Below are 15,978 nucleotides of genomic sequence, written 5' to 3'. Positions count from 1 at the left end.
TCGCTCCGAAGGGTTCCCTCCCTCCACGCTCCCGTTCTTTCCCTCTGCTGTTCCCGTGTCCACTGCCGTGTCCGTCGTTCATCTCACCGACGCCAACTTCGACGCTGAAGTGATCGCCTGCAGCGAGGCGGTGCTGGTGGATGTCTGGGCCCAGTGGTGCGGCCCCTGCCGCCTGATGGCACCGCTGATGGACTGGGCTGCCAGCGACTACGCCGGCCGCCTCAAGGTGGGCAAGCTCGAGGCCGATCCCAACCCCGGCAGCCGCGACCGCCTGCAGGTGCAGGGCCTGCCGACCCTGGTGCTGTTCAAGGCCGGCGCCCCGGTGGCTCGCCATGAGGGCGCCATGGCCAAGGCCCAGCTCAAGGCCTTCCTGGATGCCCATCTCTGAGCGCCTGGCCCAGCTGGGCAGTGGCGTCTTCGCCCGCAACGACCGCCGCAAGAGCGCCTACAGCCTGAGGGCCGCCGTTGCCGACAGCGGCCTGGACCCCCTGCTCGATCTCTCCCTGGGATCCACCGATCTGCTGCCGCCGCCCGAGGCGATCGCGGCGATGCAGCGCGTCCTCGACGCCCCCTCAAGTGCGGCCTATTGCCTGCACCACGCCACGCTGCCCTTCCGGGAGGCCGCCGCGGCCTGGGCGCAGCGGCGTTTCGGGGTGGCCGTCGATCCGCAGCGCGAAGTGCTGCTGCTGGTGGGATCCCAGGAGGGCACGGCCCACCTGCCCTTGGCGGTGCTGAATCCCGGCGATGCCGCCCTCCTGCTCGACCCCTACTACCCCTCCCACCTGGGGGGCCTGCAGCTGGCCTCGGCCCGGCCCCAGCTGTTGCGCCTCGATGCGGCAAGCGGCTGGCGTCCCGATTTCGAGCGGGTGTCCACCGCCGAGTGGGAGGCCCTCAAGCTGATGGTGCTGGGGTTCCCCCACAACCCCACGGCCACCACCGGGGAGCAGGCCTGGGTGGATGCGGCCATGCACAAGGCCCTGCGCCACGACGTGGTGCTGGCCCATGACAACCCCTACGTGGACCTGGCCCTCGACGGGGAGGCCCCGGCCCTGCTGCGCCACCCGGGCTGGCGCAGCCATGGCATCGAGTTCTTTTCCCTCTCCAAGAGCTGGTGCCTGGGGGGCTTCAGGCTGGCCTTCGCCATCGGTGCCGAGTGGCTGATCACCGCGTTGAGGCAGCTCAAGGGGGTGGTGGATTTCAACCAGTCCCTCGCCCTGCAGGCCGGGGCGATCGCCGCCCTGGAACAGGCCCCCCACTGGCCGGCCCAGCTGGGCCGGACCTACCGCCAGCGACGCGACCACATGGCCGCGGCCCTGGAAGCTGTGGGCTGGCCGGTGCGGCGCCCCAGCATGGCCCTGTATCTGTGGCTGGCCCTGCCGCCCCAATGGCAGAGCCAGCCCGGCGAGGACCAGGGCGAGGGCTCAGAAGCCTTCTGTGCCGCCCTGCTGCAGGCCACCGGGGTGGCCCTCACCCCCGGCAACGGCTTTGGCCCCGGTGGTGAGGGCTGGGCCCGCTTGGCCCTGGTCCACCCCACGGAACAGCTGCAGCAGGGCGCCGCCCGCATCGGCACCTGGCTGGCCGCCGGGGCGCCCGGTGAGCGGCTGGCAGATCCGGCGGCTGCCCGTGTGCGCCAGCACCGAGTGGGAGCTGGACCGCTGGCTGCGGCACAGCCCCCCCGGCCCCCAGGGCCCCGATCCGTGGCGGGCCGTGGTAGCGAGGCGGCAGCGCCACGGCCAGGGGCAGAGGGGGCGGCCCTGGTGCGCGCCCGCTGGCGGGGTGTGGCTCAGTGCCGCCTTCCCCTGGCCTGGAGCATCGCGGGCGCCGGCCAACCTGCCCCTGGCTCTGGCCGTGGGCCTGGCGCGGGAGCTGGAAGGGCTGGGTCTGCCGGTGCGGATCAAGTGGCCGAACGATCTGCTCGTGCATGGCGGCAAGCTGGCGGGCCTGCTGCCGCGCCAGCGCTGGCGTGGGGGCCGCCTGCTCTGGGCCCAGGCCGGCATCGGCCTCAACGGCACCAACCGGGTGCCGCCCGGGGCGGTCTCGGTGGCTCAGGCCCTGGCCCGATCAGGAGGGCGGCGGGGACCAGGCCCCGGCCGCTGGCATCCCCAGGCCTGCCCCAGACGACTGGAGGCGAGGGTGTGGAGCGCGCTTCGCTGGGCCATGGCCCAGGCGGGTGAAGCGGAACTGGTGCGGGACCAGGCCGAACAGCGGCTCTGGCAGCCGCCCGAGGGAGTGCTGGTGGGGGAGGAGCCGTGGCAGGTGGCCGGTCTGGAGCTGGATGGTCGCCTGCGGCTGCAGAGGGGGGCGGCCCTCACCTGGCTCAGCCGTAGCTTCTGAGCCTGTCGCGCCTGCGACAGCATGGGTAGCGGCAGCTGGTCGGTTCGCGGGTGAGAATGGGGCCTCCCGGCTGCCCTGGGAGCCCTGACGCCTGCGCTGACGCTCGCTCCTCTGCCTGCTCTGATCCGCTCCATGGCACGTCTGATCCACCTCCATCTCCTTCCTGCCGCCCTGGTGACGGGTGGAACCCTGATCGGGCTGGTGGGCCTGGGGATCGCCCAGGAGCGATCCCCAGCCGATGCGGCGGCACCTGCGGCGCCCTCCCCGGCCCCCACGGCCTCAGAGGCTCCTGCCGCCGCGCCGGCGCCGCCGCCACCTCCTCTGAGGCCGGGAGCGCTGCCGGGGCGGAGCCTCGAGCCGGGCGGCCGCTGCGCCGCCCGCCCACCCCCGCTGCCGCAGTCCCGGCACCTCGCTCCGTGCCCCCTGCCTCAGCGCGGGACTCCCCTCCAGCGGCCAGCTTCGACAGCTCCCTCGATGCCCTCGTACGCGAGGGCGTTGTCACCCCGGCCGAACGGGAGCGGGTGCGTTCCGGCAGCCGCGCCATCCCGTTCAACAGCCCCGCGAATGTCCAGGCCTGCAGCAGCGGCGCTCTCTCAGCCCAGGAGTGCCGCCGGGGCGTGGTGGTGCGGGGCTGGGGTCGCCCTGGCAGCAGCACGTCGGCCCCCGGCGGCCTTCTTGGCGGCGACGCCGGCAGCGGCATCACCGGAGCCGGACAACGGCTGATCGGCGGGGCCCCGCTCACCACGCCGCTCACGGTCCCCGTGGCGGCCCTGCTGGCCGGCGGCGGCGGCGGCTTCCGCCTTGCCGATGTGTTCGCGGTCACGCCCCGCCCCTCGCCGATCGGTGGCAACGGCAATCGCCGTCTGCTCTTTCCCCTGATCGGTTCGGCCGTCACCAGCAGTGGTTTCGGCTTCCGCGTCCACCCCGTGCTGGGCAGCTGGCTGATGCACGCCGGCCGTGACCTGGCGGCGCCGGAGGGCACGCCTGTGGTGGCCTCCCTCAGCGGCCAGGTGATCAGCAGCGGCGTGGCAGGCGGTTACGGCCTGGCCATCGAGATCGAACATGAGCGCCCCAGGCGGCGCACGCTCTACGGGCATCTCAGCGAGCTCTACGTGAAGCCCGGCGATCGGGTGCGGCAGGGGGAGGTGATCGGCCGGGTGGGCAGCACGGGCCTCAGCACTGGCCCTCACCTGCATTTCGAGCTGCGGCTACCCGCCGATGGCGGCTGGCTGGCGGTGGATCCCGGCGATCTCGACCCCGGCCGGGCCGCCGGCGGCAGCGATGCCATCGCCCTGTTGATGGGCCAGCTGCTGCAGAGCCTGGAGCGGCCCGTCGCCCCCCTGGCCCCAGCCCCTCCAGCGGGCTAGCGGGCGGCAAGGGCCGGTGTCTGGGTGGTCGTCTCGGTGATCCGGCCATCACGGAAATGGACCACCCGGTCGGCGCGGGCGGCCACATCGTCTTCATGGGTCACCATCACCACGGTCATGCCGCCTCGGTGCAGTTCATCGAAAATGGCCAGCACCTCCTCGGTGGTGCGGGAATCGAGGGCGCCCGTGGGTTCATCGGCCAGCAGCAGGGCGGGTTGGTTGATGATCGCCCGGGCGATCGCCACCCGCTGCTGCTGGCCGCCGGAGAGCTGGTTGGGTTTGTTGTTCAGCCGATCCGCCAGCCCCACCCGTCCGAGGGCCTCCTCGGAGCGCCGCCGCCGTTCCGGGGCTGGCACTCCCGCGTACACCATCGGCAGCATCACGTTGTCGAGCGCCGAGAGCTGGGGCAGCAGGTGGAACTGCTGGAACACGAACCCCAGATCGCGGTTGCGCAGATCGGCCAGCTGGTCGTCATTGAGCTGGTTCACCTGGGTGCCGCTGAGGCGGTAGCTGCCGGCACTGGGCCGATCCAGGCAGCCGAGGATGTTCATCGCCGTGCTCTTGCCCGAACCGGACGCCCCCATCACGGCCAGATAGTCACCGCGGTTGACGGTGAGGCTGAGGCCATCGAGGGCCCGCACCTCCGTGTCACCTGAGCCGTAGACCTTCTCCACGGCCTCGAGTTGGGCAACGGGCTGGATCACGGCATCAACCGATCGGTGGAGCTGTGGCGCTGGCGATGGCCTGCTGCAGGATCGGCGTGCCCACCACCGCCTCGCTGGCCCAGGTGAACAGCGGGCTGGAGAGCACCCCTCCCACCGCGGTGACGATCACACAGCCCACCAGCGCCGTGCGCAGCTCCGGCATGCCGGCAATCGACCAGGAGATCTCCGGGTAGGCCTTCACCACATCGGACGCTTCCTGGGGCTCTTTGACCACCATCATCTTGATCACGGAGATGTAGTAGTAGATCGAGACCACGGAGGTGACCAGGCCCACCACCACCAGCAGATATTGCTGATCAGCCCAGCCGGCGAAGAAGAGGTAGATCTTGCCAAAGAAGCCCAGCATCGGCGGGATACCGCCCAGGGAGAGCAGGCAGAGGCTGAGCCCCAGGGTGATCAGGGGATCTTTCTGGTAGAGGCCTGCGTAGTCGGCAATACGGTCGCTGCCGGTGCGCAGAGAGAACAGGATGATGCAGGCGAACGCCCCCAGGTTCATGAACAGGTAGGCGGCCATGTACAGCACCATGGCCGCGAAGCCGTCCTCGGTGCCGCACACCAGCCCGATCATCACGAAGCCGGCCTGGCCGATCGAGCTGTAGGCCAGCATCCGTTTCATGGAGGTCTGGGCCAGGGCCACCACGTTGCCCAGCACCATGCTGAGGATGGCCAGCACGGTGAACAGCAGCTTCCACTGGGCATCAAAGCTCTCGAAGCAGCCCACCAGGATGCGAACGGCCAGCGCAAATCCTGCCGCCTTGGAACCCACCGAGAGGAAGGCCACCACTGGGGTGGGCGAGCCCTCGTAGACGTCGGGCGTCCACTGGTGGAAGGGCACGGCGGCGATCTTGAAGGCCACGGTGGCCAGCACGAACACCAGCGCCAGGGCGGTGACCGGCGAGGCGCTGGTCTGCAGGGCCAGGGCGACGGCATCCAGTCCGGTGGCACCACCGGTGAGGCCGTAGAGCAGGGAGGCTCCGTAGAGGAACACCGCCGCGGCGGCAGAACCCACCAGCAGGTATTTGAGTGCCGCCTCGGAACTGCGGGCGTCGCGCTTCATGTAGCCCGCCAGCAGGTAGCTCGATACCGAGAGCGTTTCCAGGGAGATGAAGATGCTCACCAGATCGGTGGCGCCGCAGAGGAACATGGCGCCCAGGGTGGCGGCCAGCAGGATGGCGGCGTATTCGCCCACCGGCGTGCCGCTGCGCTCCACGTAGCGCCAGCTCAACAGCAGCGAGATCAAGGTGGAGGTTGCCACCACGCCGCGGAAGGCGATCGCCAGGTTGTCGGCGAGGAAGGAGCCGAGGAAGGACGGCTCCAGCGCCGGGGTGTTCCACTGCAGGGCCAGCAGCACCAGGGCGCCGCCGAGACCGGCGTAGCAGAGGGGCGGCACCCAGCGGCTGGCGGCCTGCTCGCCGGCCAGATCCACCAGCAGACAGGCGATCAGGGCCAGCAGCACGGCCACCTCAGGGGCGATGGCGCCGGCATTGAGCTGGAGGCTGAGCCCACCACTGCCGAACCCCGCCCCGATGGCCTGGGTGGCGGGTTGGGCCGCCTCTGCGAGCGTGGCAGCGGCCACGGCTGGGAGAGCACCGAGCAGGGAGATCACGGGGGTGATGCGGCCAGATTTGGTGCCGGAACTGTAGCGGCGTTGCCCCGGTTCCCCAGCGGCGGGATGCGGTGCCGGCCGCCGATGCGATAAAGAGGGGGGAGGTCGTTCGCCTGTCTGTGGGTCACACCCTCGTCATCGTTGAGAGCCCCACCAAGGCCCGCACCATCCGTGGATTCCTGCCCAAGGACTTCCGCGTGGAGGCCTCCATGGGACACGTGCGGGACCTGCCGAACAACGCCAGTGAGATCCCTGCCGCTCACAAGGGTGAGAAGTGGGCGAACCTGGGCGTGAACACCGCCAGCAACTTCGAGCCGCTCTACGTGGTGCCGAAGGACAAGAAGAAAGTGGTGAAGGAACTCAAGGACGCCCTCAAGGGCGCCGATCAGCTCCTCCTGGCCACGGACGAGGACCGGGAGGGTGAAAGCATCAGCTGGCACCTGTTGCAGCTGCTACAGCCCAAGGTTCCCGTCAAGCGAATGGTGTTCCACGAGATTACCAAGGCCGCCATCGGCCGCGCCCTCGACGACACCCGGGAGCTCGACATGGAGCTCGTCCACGCCCAGGAGACACGCCGGATCCTCGATCGGCTGGTGGGCTACACCCTCTCGCCGCTGCTCTGGAAGAAGGTGGCCTGGGGCCTGTCGGCCGGCCGGGTGCAGTCGGTGGCGGTGCGCCTGCTGGTGCAGCGCGAGCGGGCCCGCCGGGCCTTCCACAGCGGCAGCTACTGGGACCTCAAGGCCCAGCTGGAGCAGGCCGGTGGCCGCTTCGAGGCCAAACTCAGCCACCTCAAGGGGGAGCGCATTGCCGGCGGCTCCGACTTCGACGAGACCACCGGTGCCCTCAAGGCCGGCAGCCGAGTGCGGCTGCTGGCCGAGGACGAGGCCCGCAGCCTCCAGGCCGCCGTGCAGAGCGGAGCCTGGTCGGTGGCGCAGGTGGAGGCCAAGCCGAGTGTGCGCAAGCCGGTGGCGCCCTTCACCACCAGCACCCTGCAGCAGGAGGCGAACCGCAAGCTGCGGCTCTCGGCCCGCGAGACGATGCGCGCCGCCCAGGGGCTCTACGAGCGGGGCTTCATCACCTACATGCGCACCGATTCGGTGCACCTCAGCGACCAGGCGATTCAGGCGGCCCGCAGCTGCGTGGCGGCCAAGTACGGCGACACCTACCTGAGTCCCGCGGTGCGGCAGTTCTCCACCAAGGCCCGCAACGCCCAGGAGGCCCACGAGGCGATCCGACCAGCCGGGGAGAGCTTCCGCGATCCAGGCGACACCCGCCTGGAAGGCAGGGATCTGGCCCTCTATGAGCTGATCTGGAAGCGCACTGTGGCCAGCCAGATGGCTGAGGCGCGGCTCACGATGCTGGCCGTGGATCTGGAGGTGGAGGGCGGTAGCTCGGCACGGCGCGCTTCCGCGCCAGCGGCAAGCGGATCGATTTCCCCGGCTTCTTCCGTGCCTACGTGGAGGGCAGCGACGACCCCGATGCGGCCCTGGAGGGCCAGGAAGTGCTGTTGCCCGCCCTGGCGGTGGGCGATGCTCCGGCCTGCCAGGGGGTGGAGGCCCTCGGCCACCAGACCCAGCCTCCAGCGCGCTACAGCGAGGCCGCCCTGGTGAAGATGCTGGAGAAGGAGGGTATCGGCCGGCCCTCCACCTACGCCTCGATCATCGGCACGATCGTGGACCGGGGTTACGCCACGCTCCTGAACAACTCCCTCACCCCCAGCTTCACGGCCTTCGCGGTGACGGCCCTGCTGGAGGAGCACTTCCCCGATCTGGTGGACACCAGCTTCACCGCCCGGATGGAGCAGAGCCTCGACGAGATCTCCCATGGCCAGGTGGCCTGGCTGCCCTACCTGGAGTCGTTCTACAGAGGCGAGAAGGGTCTCGAAACCCAGGTGCAGCAGCGCGAGGGTGACATCGACCCCGGCGTCTCCCGCACCGTGTCGCTGGAGGGGCTGCCCTGTGTGGTGCGGATCGGCCGCTTCGGGGCCTACCTGGAAACCAAGCGGGTGGCCGAGGACGGCACCGAGGAGCTGCTCAAGGCCACCCTGCCCCTGGAGATCACCCCGGCCGATCTCGATGCCGACAAGGCCGAGCTGCTGCTGCGCCAGAAGGCGGAAGGTCCCGAGTCCCTGGGCGAGGACCCCGAGACGGGTGAGCAGGTGTACCTGCTGTTCGGCCAGTACGGCCCCTACGTGCAGCGCGGCCAGGTGAGTGAGGCCGTTCCCAAGCCCAAGCGCGCCTCGCTGCCCAAGGGCCAGAAGCCCGAGGAGCTCAGCCTCGCCGATGCCCTGGGCCTGCTGCGCCTGCCCCGGACCCTCGGCGACCATCCCGAGGGCGGAAGGGTGGAGGCAGGCCTGGGCCGCTTCGGGCCCTACGTGGTGCACCACAAGGGCAAGGGCGAGAAGGACTACCGCTCGCTCAAGGCTGAAGATGACGTGCTCATGGTGCCCTTGAGCCGCGCCCTGGAACTGCTGGCGATGCCCAAGCGTGGCCGCGGTGGCCGCACCGCCCTCAAGCAGCTCGGGCTGCCGGAGGGCAGCGACGAACCGGTGCAGCTCTTTGATGGTCCCTATGGCCTCTACGTGAAGCAGGGCAAGGTGAACGCCTCCCTGCCGGAGGGCACCACGGCCGACACCATCACCCTGGAGCAGGCGATCGAGCTGCTGGCGGCCAAGGCCGCCACGGGCAAGACCTCCAGGGGCAAAGCCTCCCCTGGCACGACAGCCACCGGCAAGCGCGCCGCCTCCGCCAAGACCGCCAAGACCAAAGCCGCTGCGGCGGCCAAGAGCCAGCAGGCCGCCGCCAAGAAGCCTCCCACCACCACCAAGACCGGTCGGCTGCGGGCCAGCGCCGTGCGCGTGATCAAAGCGGCGGAGAGTTGATGCTCCGGCCCCGCCCCGATGGCCGCCGCTGGGGGCCGGTTCTGTGCGCCGGCTTCATCGGCGTGCTGCTGGGCGGGTGCAGTGGGACTCCCCTGGGGGAACAGCTCTCGCGCAGTTTCTCGGCCCCCGACCCCGCCACACCAGGTGATGGGGCCCCTGCTGCCACGCAGGAGACCACAGCGCCGGCCACCCCTGGATCCCCCACCGCGGCCCCCGGCGCTGCAACCCCGCCCGGAGGGGCCACGGCCCCAACGGCGGCCCAGCCGAAACCGGAGCCGGGGGCAGCCACCCCCCGGGCGCCCGTGCTCTCCCCGGCTCCCTACCGGATCACGCTCAAGCTGGCCGGGGCTGATCCGGCTGCGCCCGCTGAGGCCCTCACCGAGGCCCTGCGGGCGGCCGGGGTGCCCTTCGAAGTGGAGATGATCGAGCGGGTGCTGTCCTCCGGCGGTGCCGCCGACCCTGCCCCCACAACCACTCCCGCTCCGGCCCCAAGCGCCACGCCCCCCGCGACGCCTCCGGCCCCGGCGACCCGCTGATGGCTCCCCGGCCCGTTGCCCAGCCTCAGCCGCCGCCAGGCCCGCCAGCTGATGGACACCGCCTACCTGGCCGCGGCCACCGGGCTGCTCTGGCTGGCGCTCTACTACCTGCCGGTGGGCAGTCCCCTGTTCCGCCTGGCCCTGCCCCTGCCCCTGGCCCTGCTGCAGCTGCGCCACGGCTGGCGCTGCGCCGTGGAGGGGCAGGCGGTGGCCTGCCTGCTGGCGGTGGCGCTGATGGGGCCGATCCGCGGCCCGCTGCTCCTCTTCCCCTACGGCCTGCTGGCCCTCTGGCTGGGCTGGTGCTGGCGGCGCAAGCTGAACTGGTGGCTCAGCTGGTCGGTGGGCAGCCTGATCGGCGCCGCCGGCTTCCTGGTGCGGGTGGCGGTGCTCTCTGTGCTGGTGGGGGAAAATCTCTGGGTGGTGATCACCACGGCGGCGGCCGGCCTGCTGGAGCGCCTGGCGGGGCTGGTGGACCTGGTGTCCGCCATCGACCTGGCCCAGGTGCAGGTGGCGGCGCTGCTGCTGGTGCTGGTGCAGAACGCCATCGTGGTGCTCACCCTGCACGCCGTGGCCTACTGGATCTTTCCGCGCCTGCAGGCCCCCATCAGCGAACCGCCCGCAGCCCTCAGGGCCCTGGTGGCCCTCGATCCCCTCTGACCATGCCGGTCCCGCCGGCGGAGGCGGTCGCCTGGGGGCGCAGCCGGCCAGTGCTGTTGCTGGCGGCCACAGCCACGGCGGCGGTGGAGGGGATCTCCGCCGCCGGGGCCACTCCCGCCTCCCGGCGTGCCACGGCCGCCGCCGATGCCGAGCTGGTGGTGCACGGACCGCTTGGGCCTCGCCCCCATGCCCTGCCGCCCCTGCCGGCGGGGGTCAGTCCTGCCCTGATCAGTCACGTGGTGCTGGAGCGTCTGGGGCTGCTGGAGCGCCTGCAGGTGGTGGACCTGGGCTGCGCCGTGGCTCCCGCCGTGCCGCACCTGCGCCTGCCGGCCCTGGAGGGAGCGGGGCCAGCGCGCTGCGTCAGCAGCGGCCGGGCGCTGCCGCTGCAACGGGTGCGGGCGCTGCTGCAGCGCGGCCGCCGCTGGGGGGAGCGCAGCGCGCCGGACTGCCCCCTGCTGCTGGCGGAGTGTGTGCCCGGCGGCACCACCACGGCCCTCGGGGTGCTGCGCGGGCTGGGGGTGGCTGCCGATGGGCTGGTGAGCGGCAGCCTGCTCCACAGCGACCATCCCCTCAAGGCCCGCCTGGTGGGGCAGGGCCTGGCCCGGGCAGCCCTGGGGGACGCCGGGGTGGCTGGAGGAGCGGTTGGAGGAGCCGTTGGCAGTGGGACTGATCCGCTGGCCGTGCTGGCCGCCGTGGGGGATCCGATGCAGCCGCTGGCGGCTGGCCTCGCCCTGGCTTTCGCCCGCCGCGGCGGCACCGTGCTGCTGGCCGGCGGCAGCCAGATGGCGGCGGTGCTGGCCCTGGTGCTGGCCCTGGCCGCCCCCCGGGAGCGGCTGGGTCTGGTGGCCCGGATCACGGTGGCCACCACCGCCTGGGTGGCCGATGAGCCCGGCAGCGATCTGGCCCTCTTGCTGCAACGCCTGGGGCATCGCTGGCAGGTGGTGCCGCAGCTGGCGCCCGCGGGGCTGCGCTTCTCGGCCTGCCGCAGCGCTGCCCTGCGCGACTACGAACGGGGCTACGTGAAGGAGGGCGTGGGCGCCGGTGGTCTGGCCGTGCTCTGGGAGCAGCTGGGCCACAGCCCTGAGGCCCTCGCCCAGGCCTGTGACCTGGCCTGCCAGCAGCTGCTCGGGGGCTGACCGGCCCCATGGGCCGGGTTGGTCCGGCTCCTACGGTCGGTCCATGGCCTGTTCACCGGAGTTCCTCTCCCGCCGAGAGCTGCTGCGCCTGGGAGTGGGGGCGGCGGCGGTGGGAGCCCCCTGGCTGCTCGGCGGCTGCCGGGCTGCACCCCAGGCAGCGGTGCTGGCGCTCACGGCCCAGGAGTTGCCGGCTGCCTGGCTCAAGGGCCTGCCCGACGGTTGGCGGGCGCGCCAGCTCGAGGCGCCCCAGGCCGTGCTGGAGCAGGGCCGGCGCGACCCCGTCGCCGCCCTGCTGGCCCTCAGTGATGGCTGGGCCGGCTCGGTGGCATCCTCCAGCTGGCAGCCCTTCGGGGCCCCGGAGCTGCTGGCCCGCCTCACCCCCCTGGCGGCGTCGGCCAGCAGGTTGTTCGCGCCCGAGGGGCAGCCGGCGCTGGCCTACCCGTGGTCGTTCACGCCCTGGGTGATCCTGCTGCGCTCCCGTCCCGACCTGCAGGAACGGGCTCAGGAGGGCTGGTCGCTGCTGCTGGATCCGAGCCTGCGCGGGCGGCTGGTGCTGCCCTCCAGCCCCAGGGTGTGCATGGCCCTGGTGGGCTCCGAGCCGGAGCAGCTGAAACAGCTGCGGCGCCAGGCCCTGGCCTACGACGAACGCGATGGCCTCAACCTGGTGCTCAGCGGCGAGGCCGAGGCCGCCGTGCTGCCGCTGCGCCGGTTGGTGCCGCTGCTGCGCCGCGACCTGCGCCTGGCCGAGCTGTGGCCCGCCAGCGGGGCGCCGCTCAGCTGGCAGCTGCTGCTGAGGCCCACCGGTGTGGAGCAGCCCGTGCCCCTGGCCTGGCTGGCGGAGCTGCTGGAGGGGCCGCTGCTGGCCTCCCTGCTGGCGGCCGGCTGGGTGCCGCCCCTGCCGCGAGAGCAGCTGGAGCCGCTGGTGAGCCGCTTCCCGGCGGCCACCGCCAATCTGCTGCTGCCGCCAGCGGGTCTGCTCGAGCGCTGCTGGAGCCTGCCCCCCCTCGACACTGCCGAGCGCCTGGCCCTGCAGAGCCGCTGGGACGCGCGGCGCCGCGGCCCGGAACCTGAAGCCCAGCCCCCGAACACCCGGCGGCCCGCTCAACCCCAGAGCCGCCGCCGCGGCGCGGCCGCCAGGCGGCGGTGGGTATCGGCCAGCAGCTCGGGAATCGCCAGCCCGTGGGGGCAGCGGGGCAGGCAGGCGCCGCACTCCCGGCAGCCTCGGCATTGAGGCTCTCCCACCAGTGGCCCGCCCGGCCGATCAGGTTGTAGCGCTCCCGGGCAAAGCTCTCCATGCCATGGCCCACGGCCAGGTTGCGCAGCCGCAGCAGCTCGGGAATCGGCACGGCACTGGGGCAGGGCAGGCAGGCCCGGCACTGGCCGCAGCGCTCGGCGCCGAGCCGCTCCGCCGCCCCCTCGCTCAGCCGGGCCAGGGCCGCCCTGACCTCCTGGCTGAGACCCTCGGGGCTGGCCTGGCCGAGCGGGCCGCCGCCCCCCAGTATGCCCGCCTGCCAGCGCTCGGCCCAGATCAGATCCCCGGGCTGGGCCGCCCCCAGGCTGAGGGTGGAGATCCCCTGCTCCAGCAGAAAGCGGTAGGCCAGCTCCAGGGGCTGGAACGGCGCGCAGTCGGCCAGCAGCTCGGTCGAGGGGGCATAGAGCTGGCCGCCCTTGTCGGCGGGGGAGATGGCCAGCACCCCCAGGCCTGCCGCCAGGGCGGCCCGCGCCAGGGGCAGGCGGCTCTGGTCGAACAGGTGCACGTGCAGGGCGCAGAAGCTGAAGCGACCGCTGGCCAGGGCCTGCTCGATCACGGCCTGGCTGCCGTGGCTGCTGAAGCCCACCTGGCCCACCAGCCCTTGTTCCAGGGCCCAGGCGAGCAGTTCGGCGCCCGGCCCCTGGCAGGCCCAGGCCAGGTGCTCGGGCGTGTTCAGCCCGTGCACGGCGAGGCCGTGCAGCCGCGGCACCCCCAGGCGCTTGAGGATGCCCCGCAGCTGCTGCTGGCTGCTGGCCAGGTCGCCGCTCGGCAGCAGCTTGCTGGTGATCAGCCAGCCCCCCTGGGGCGCCAGGCCCCGCCGCGCCAGGGCGGCGATAGCCTCCCCCAGAAAGCGCTCCGCCGGCCCGTAGGCGGGGGCGGTTTCCAGATGGTTGATGCCGGCGGCCAGGGCCGCGCCCAGCACCGCCTCCATCTGGCCGGGGCTGCCCAGGGCGCGCATTGTGCCCAGGCTGAAGGCCGACACCGCCGGCCCCCGCCCGAACGGCCGTCTAGCTGGGTTCACGCGGCTCATCCGGGGTGTCCGGTTCGCCGGGGTCGCTGGGGCTGGGGTCGTTCTCGGGCTGGGCCCGGCCCAGCTGCCGCACCAGCTCGGCGGGGCTCACCGAGTCGAGGAAGCGGCGGAAATGGGCCTGGTCGGCGGCGTCGGCCTCGGCGTCCACCGGAATCGAGGCATCCGCCACCACCTCCTCCAGCATCCAGATCGGCGTGCCGGTGCGCACGGCCAGGGCGATGGCATCGCTCGGCCGGGCATCGATCTCGCTCAGGCCTTCGGGGCCCGGGTTGTCTTGGCTGCGCAGCTTCAGCACAGCGCGGAAGGTGCTCTCCTCGATGGCGTGGATGATCACCCGCTCCAGATGCAGTCCGCCGGCCTCGAGCAGGGCCACCATCAGGTCGTGGCTGAGGGGCCGGGGGGGGCGGTCATGGCCGAGCCCCACCAGGATGTTCTGGGCCTGGGCCTGGTCGATCCAGATCGGCACCTGGCGCCGGCCCGCCGGGTCCCGCAGCAGCACGATCGGGCTGCGGCTGGCCGCATCTAGGGCGATGCCGGCGACGCGCATTTCGACCATGGCCGGCAGTGCCGCTAGGCAGCGATGAACCCGTGTCTGATTATGGCCAGGAGGAACTGGAGCCCACGCCGATGTTCACCGGACTGGTCCAGGCCACGGGCACGATCGAACGGGTGCAGGGTGGTGTGCGGCTGCGCTGGGCCGCCAGCGAGGGCGGCTGGTCGGCCCACGATCTGGCCCTGGGCGAGAGCGTGGCCGTGGATGGGGTGTGCCTCACGGTGGCGGAGCGCTTCAGCGATGGCTTCCGCGCCGATGTCAGTGACGAAACCCTGCGCCGCAGCACGCTTGCGGCCCGGGCGGAACGCCGGGGCGCCGTGAATCTGGAGCCGGCGCTGCGGCTGGCCGATCGCCTCGGCGGCCACCTGGTGAGCGGTCATGTCGATGGCCTCGGCACCGTGCTGGCGGTGGCGGCCGAGGGGGAGTCGTGGCGGCTGGATCTGGCCTGGCAGGATCCGGCCTATGGCCGCTACGTGTGCGACAAGGCCAGCGTCTGCGTGAACGGCATCAGTCTCACCGTGGCGGGCTGCAGCCCCGATGGCGCCAGCTTCTGGATTGCCGTGATTCCCCACACCTGGAGGGGCACGACCCTGCAGGGCCTGCGCCAGGGCGATGGGGTGAACCTGGAGGCCGATCTGCTGGCCAAATACACCGAACGGCTGCTGGCTGGCGGCGCCCAGCCCGACCTCGACCGCGCCTGGCTGGCTGAACACGGCTGGCAGGCCTAGGGTCCAGCCTCTGCCTCTTGCGTTGCCATGGTCCAGCTCAGCCCAGCCCGGGATGCGGCAGCTCTGAGGACCTTCACCCTCGGGGAGGGGGTGCTGATGCTGGTGCTCGGCTTGCTGGCGATGATCTTTCCGCTGGCCGCCTCCCTCTGGGTCACGGCGATGGTGGCGCTGATCTTTCTGGTGGGAGGCCTGCTCGGCTGGATCAACAACCTGATGCGGGCCCGGCTGCTCGGCCGCTGGCTGGCCTTCTGGCGTCTGGTGGTGTCCACCCTGCTGGTGGCAGCGGGGCTGTCGATGCTGCTGCAGCTCGGTTCGGGACCGACCCAGGCGGCGGCCCCGATCGCCACCCTGGCCCTGGCCATCGGAGTGGTGTTCGTGGTGGAGGGTTTGGTGGCCCTGGGGGTGTCCCTGGCCCACCGGCGCATTCGGGGCTGGGGCTGGGGCCTGCTCAACGGCCTGATCACCCTGGCCCTGGGCACGACGATCCTGCTGCTGCCCGGCCCTGTGCTGTTGCAGGTGCTGGGCCTGCTGGTGGGCATCAGCTTCGTGTTCAGTGGCCTCGACCTGCTCAGCTTCAGCGCCAGTTTCCACGGCCCCGATCAGCACACAGCCGGCCAGCCCGAACCCCCCCGGCAGCTGAGGTCCTGAACCGCTGGAGAGCCACCCCGGGCGAAACGTGCTCACTCGCACCCCGCTTAAGCGGTGTCGTCGCTCGCTTCGCCCTCGGGGAACTCGCCGTCTTGGAGCGGCAGCAGCCGGATGGAGCGGCTGTCCCGCTGCAGTTCGATGCGGAATTCCTGGCCGGGCTGCAGCCCCAGCCGGCGGGTGTAGGCGTTGCCGATCAGCAGATTGCCGTTGCCGTGCACGCGGGTGCGGAACTCCGCCTGCCGCCCCTTGCCGGGGCCTGGGGCGGCGGCGCTGCGACCGGCGCTCGCCTCGGGAACGGGGTAGCCCTTGGCGGCCACCAGGGCCTTGTGGAAACTCTTCCTGAGCACGCGGCCACTGGGGCCGACGTACCCACAGGCGCGGGCAATCAGGTCCTCAGGCTGGTCGCTGAGGGCTCTGGCCCTGTCGAGCAGGGCCTTGCCTTCGAGCATCCCGCCCGGACCACCGCCACTGCTGGGACTCATGCCTGGAGATCCTGGCGACAGGTCATGAGCTGAATTGTGCCCA

The 15,978-nt window shown here is 72.0% G+C and carries 12 protein-coding genes and 4 pseudogenes; 11 read left to right on the top strand and 5 right to left on the bottom strand.

From position 1 onward, the window contains the following. Nucleotides 1-55: 55 nt before the first annotated feature. The 5 genes and pseudogenes from IQ220_RS03215 (at nt 56) to IQ220_RS03200 (ending at nt 3,701) form a co-directional block, all read left to right on the top strand. Nucleotides 56-388: a co-chaperone YbbN gene (locus IQ220_RS03215; protein ID WP_186697055.1), complete on the top strand. Its 333-nt coding sequence runs from the start codon at nt 56-58 to the stop codon at nt 386-388. Further along, nucleotides 375-1,577 (top strand): annotated as a pseudogene (locus IQ220_RS03210) (aminotransferase class I/II-fold pyridoxal phosphate-dependent enzyme); the annotation flags it as partial. The gene IQ220_RS03215 and the pseudogene IQ220_RS03210, both read left to right, overlap by 14 nt. Beyond that, nucleotides 1,495-1,920: pseudogene (locus IQ220_RS16350) on the top strand (biotin--[acetyl-CoA-carboxylase] ligase); the annotation flags it as partial. The pseudogenes IQ220_RS03210 and IQ220_RS16350, both read left to right, overlap by 83 nt. A 237-nt stretch (nt 1,921-2,157) precedes the next feature. Next, nucleotides 2,158-2,334, top strand: coding sequence for a hypothetical protein (locus IQ220_RS15500; protein ID WP_228008852.1), 177 nt, complete (start codon nt 2,158-2,160; stop codon nt 2,332-2,334). Nucleotides 2,335-2,750: 416 nt separating this feature from the next. Further along, nucleotides 2,751-3,701 (top strand): M23 family metallopeptidase, encoded by a 951-nt coding sequence (locus IQ220_RS03200; RefSeq protein ID WP_370566292.1) that lies wholly within the window; start codon nt 2,751-2,753, stop codon nt 3,699-3,701. Here IQ220_RS03200 and IQ220_RS03195 read toward each other — a convergent pair. Both IQ220_RS03195 and IQ220_RS03190 read right to left on the bottom strand, forming a co-directional pair. After that, complete coding sequence (locus tag IQ220_RS03195; protein ID WP_186697051.1) at nt 3,698-4,405, bottom strand: ABC transporter ATP-binding protein; 708 nt, start codon at nt 4,403-4,405, stop codon at nt 3,698-3,700. The two genes, IQ220_RS03200 and IQ220_RS03195, sit on opposite strands and share 4 nt — an antisense overlap. A 4-nt stretch (nt 4,406-4,409) precedes the next feature. After that, nucleotides 4,410-6,002 carry an NAD(P)H-quinone oxidoreductase subunit N gene (locus tag IQ220_RS03190; protein WP_370561834.1) on the bottom strand — a complete coding sequence of 531 codons (1,593 nt, stop codon included), beginning with the start codon at nt 6,000-6,002 and terminating at the stop codon, nt 4,410-4,412. Between the two features lie 149 nt (nt 6,003-6,151). Between IQ220_RS03190 and topA the strand changes: the two are divergent. The 4 genes and pseudogenes from topA to cobT all read left to right on the top strand — a co-directional run bounded on the left by topA (nt 6,152) and on the right by cobT (nt 11,242). After that, nucleotides 6,152-8,913: pseudogene (gene topA / locus IQ220_RS03185) on the top strand (type I DNA topoisomerase). After that, nucleotides 8,913-9,449, top strand: coding sequence for a hypothetical protein (locus tag IQ220_RS03180; protein ID WP_193912850.1), 537 nt, complete (start codon nt 8,913-8,915; stop codon nt 9,447-9,449). The pseudogene topA and the gene IQ220_RS03180 overlap by 1 nt, the downstream one beginning before the upstream one ends. Before the next feature lie 51 nt (nt 9,450-9,500). Next, complete coding sequence (locus IQ220_RS03175) at nt 9,501-10,106, top strand: DUF2232 domain-containing protein (RefSeq protein ID WP_193913140.1); 606 nt, start codon at nt 9,501-9,503, stop codon at nt 10,104-10,106. 2 nt (nt 10,107-10,108) lie between these two features. Further along, nucleotides 10,109-11,242 carry a nicotinate mononucleotide-dependent phosphoribosyltransferase CobT gene (gene cobT / locus IQ220_RS03170; RefSeq protein ID WP_193912852.1) on the top strand — a complete coding sequence of 378 codons (1,134 nt, stop codon included), beginning with the start codon at nt 10,109-10,111 and terminating at the stop codon, nt 11,240-11,242. A gap of 1,101 nt (nt 11,243-12,343) precedes the next feature. Here cobT and IQ220_RS03165 read toward each other — a convergent pair. Further along, nucleotides 12,344-13,524: pseudogene (locus IQ220_RS03165) on the bottom strand (aldo/keto reductase). Continuing rightward, complete coding sequence (locus tag IQ220_RS03160) at nt 13,502-14,080, bottom strand: bifunctional nuclease family protein (protein WP_193912854.1); 579 nt, start codon at nt 14,078-14,080, stop codon at nt 13,502-13,504. Before IQ220_RS03160 ends, IQ220_RS03165 begins: the two are co-directional and overlap by 23 nt. Nucleotides 14,081-14,151: 71 nt before the next feature. Here IQ220_RS03160 and IQ220_RS03155 point away from each other — a divergent pair, with 71 nt between their 5' ends. Both IQ220_RS03155 and IQ220_RS03150 read left to right on the top strand, forming a co-directional pair. Then, nucleotides 14,152-14,805: a riboflavin synthase gene (locus tag IQ220_RS03155; RefSeq protein ID WP_193913142.1), complete on the top strand. Its 654-nt coding sequence runs from the start codon at nt 14,152-14,154 to the stop codon at nt 14,803-14,805. 27 nt (nt 14,806-14,832) lie between these two features. Continuing rightward, entirely contained in the window at nt 14,833-15,453 is a 621-nt protein-coding gene (locus IQ220_RS03150) for a DUF308 domain-containing protein (RefSeq protein ID WP_193912856.1), read from the top strand. A 47-nt stretch (nt 15,454-15,500) separates the two neighbouring features. On the opposite strand, the gene IQ220_RS03145 is transcribed toward IQ220_RS03150, so the two are convergent. Next, entirely contained in the window at nt 15,501-15,902 is a 402-nt protein-coding gene (locus tag IQ220_RS03145) for an AbrB family transcriptional regulator (RefSeq protein WP_193913144.1), read from the bottom strand. Between the last annotated feature and the right edge of the window lie 76 nt (nt 15,903-15,978).

It is taken from the genome of Cyanobium sp. LEGE 06113 (assembly GCF_015207615.1).
Note: the sequence above shows the minus strand (reverse complement) of the source record. Positions and strands in the feature narration are given on the sequence as shown.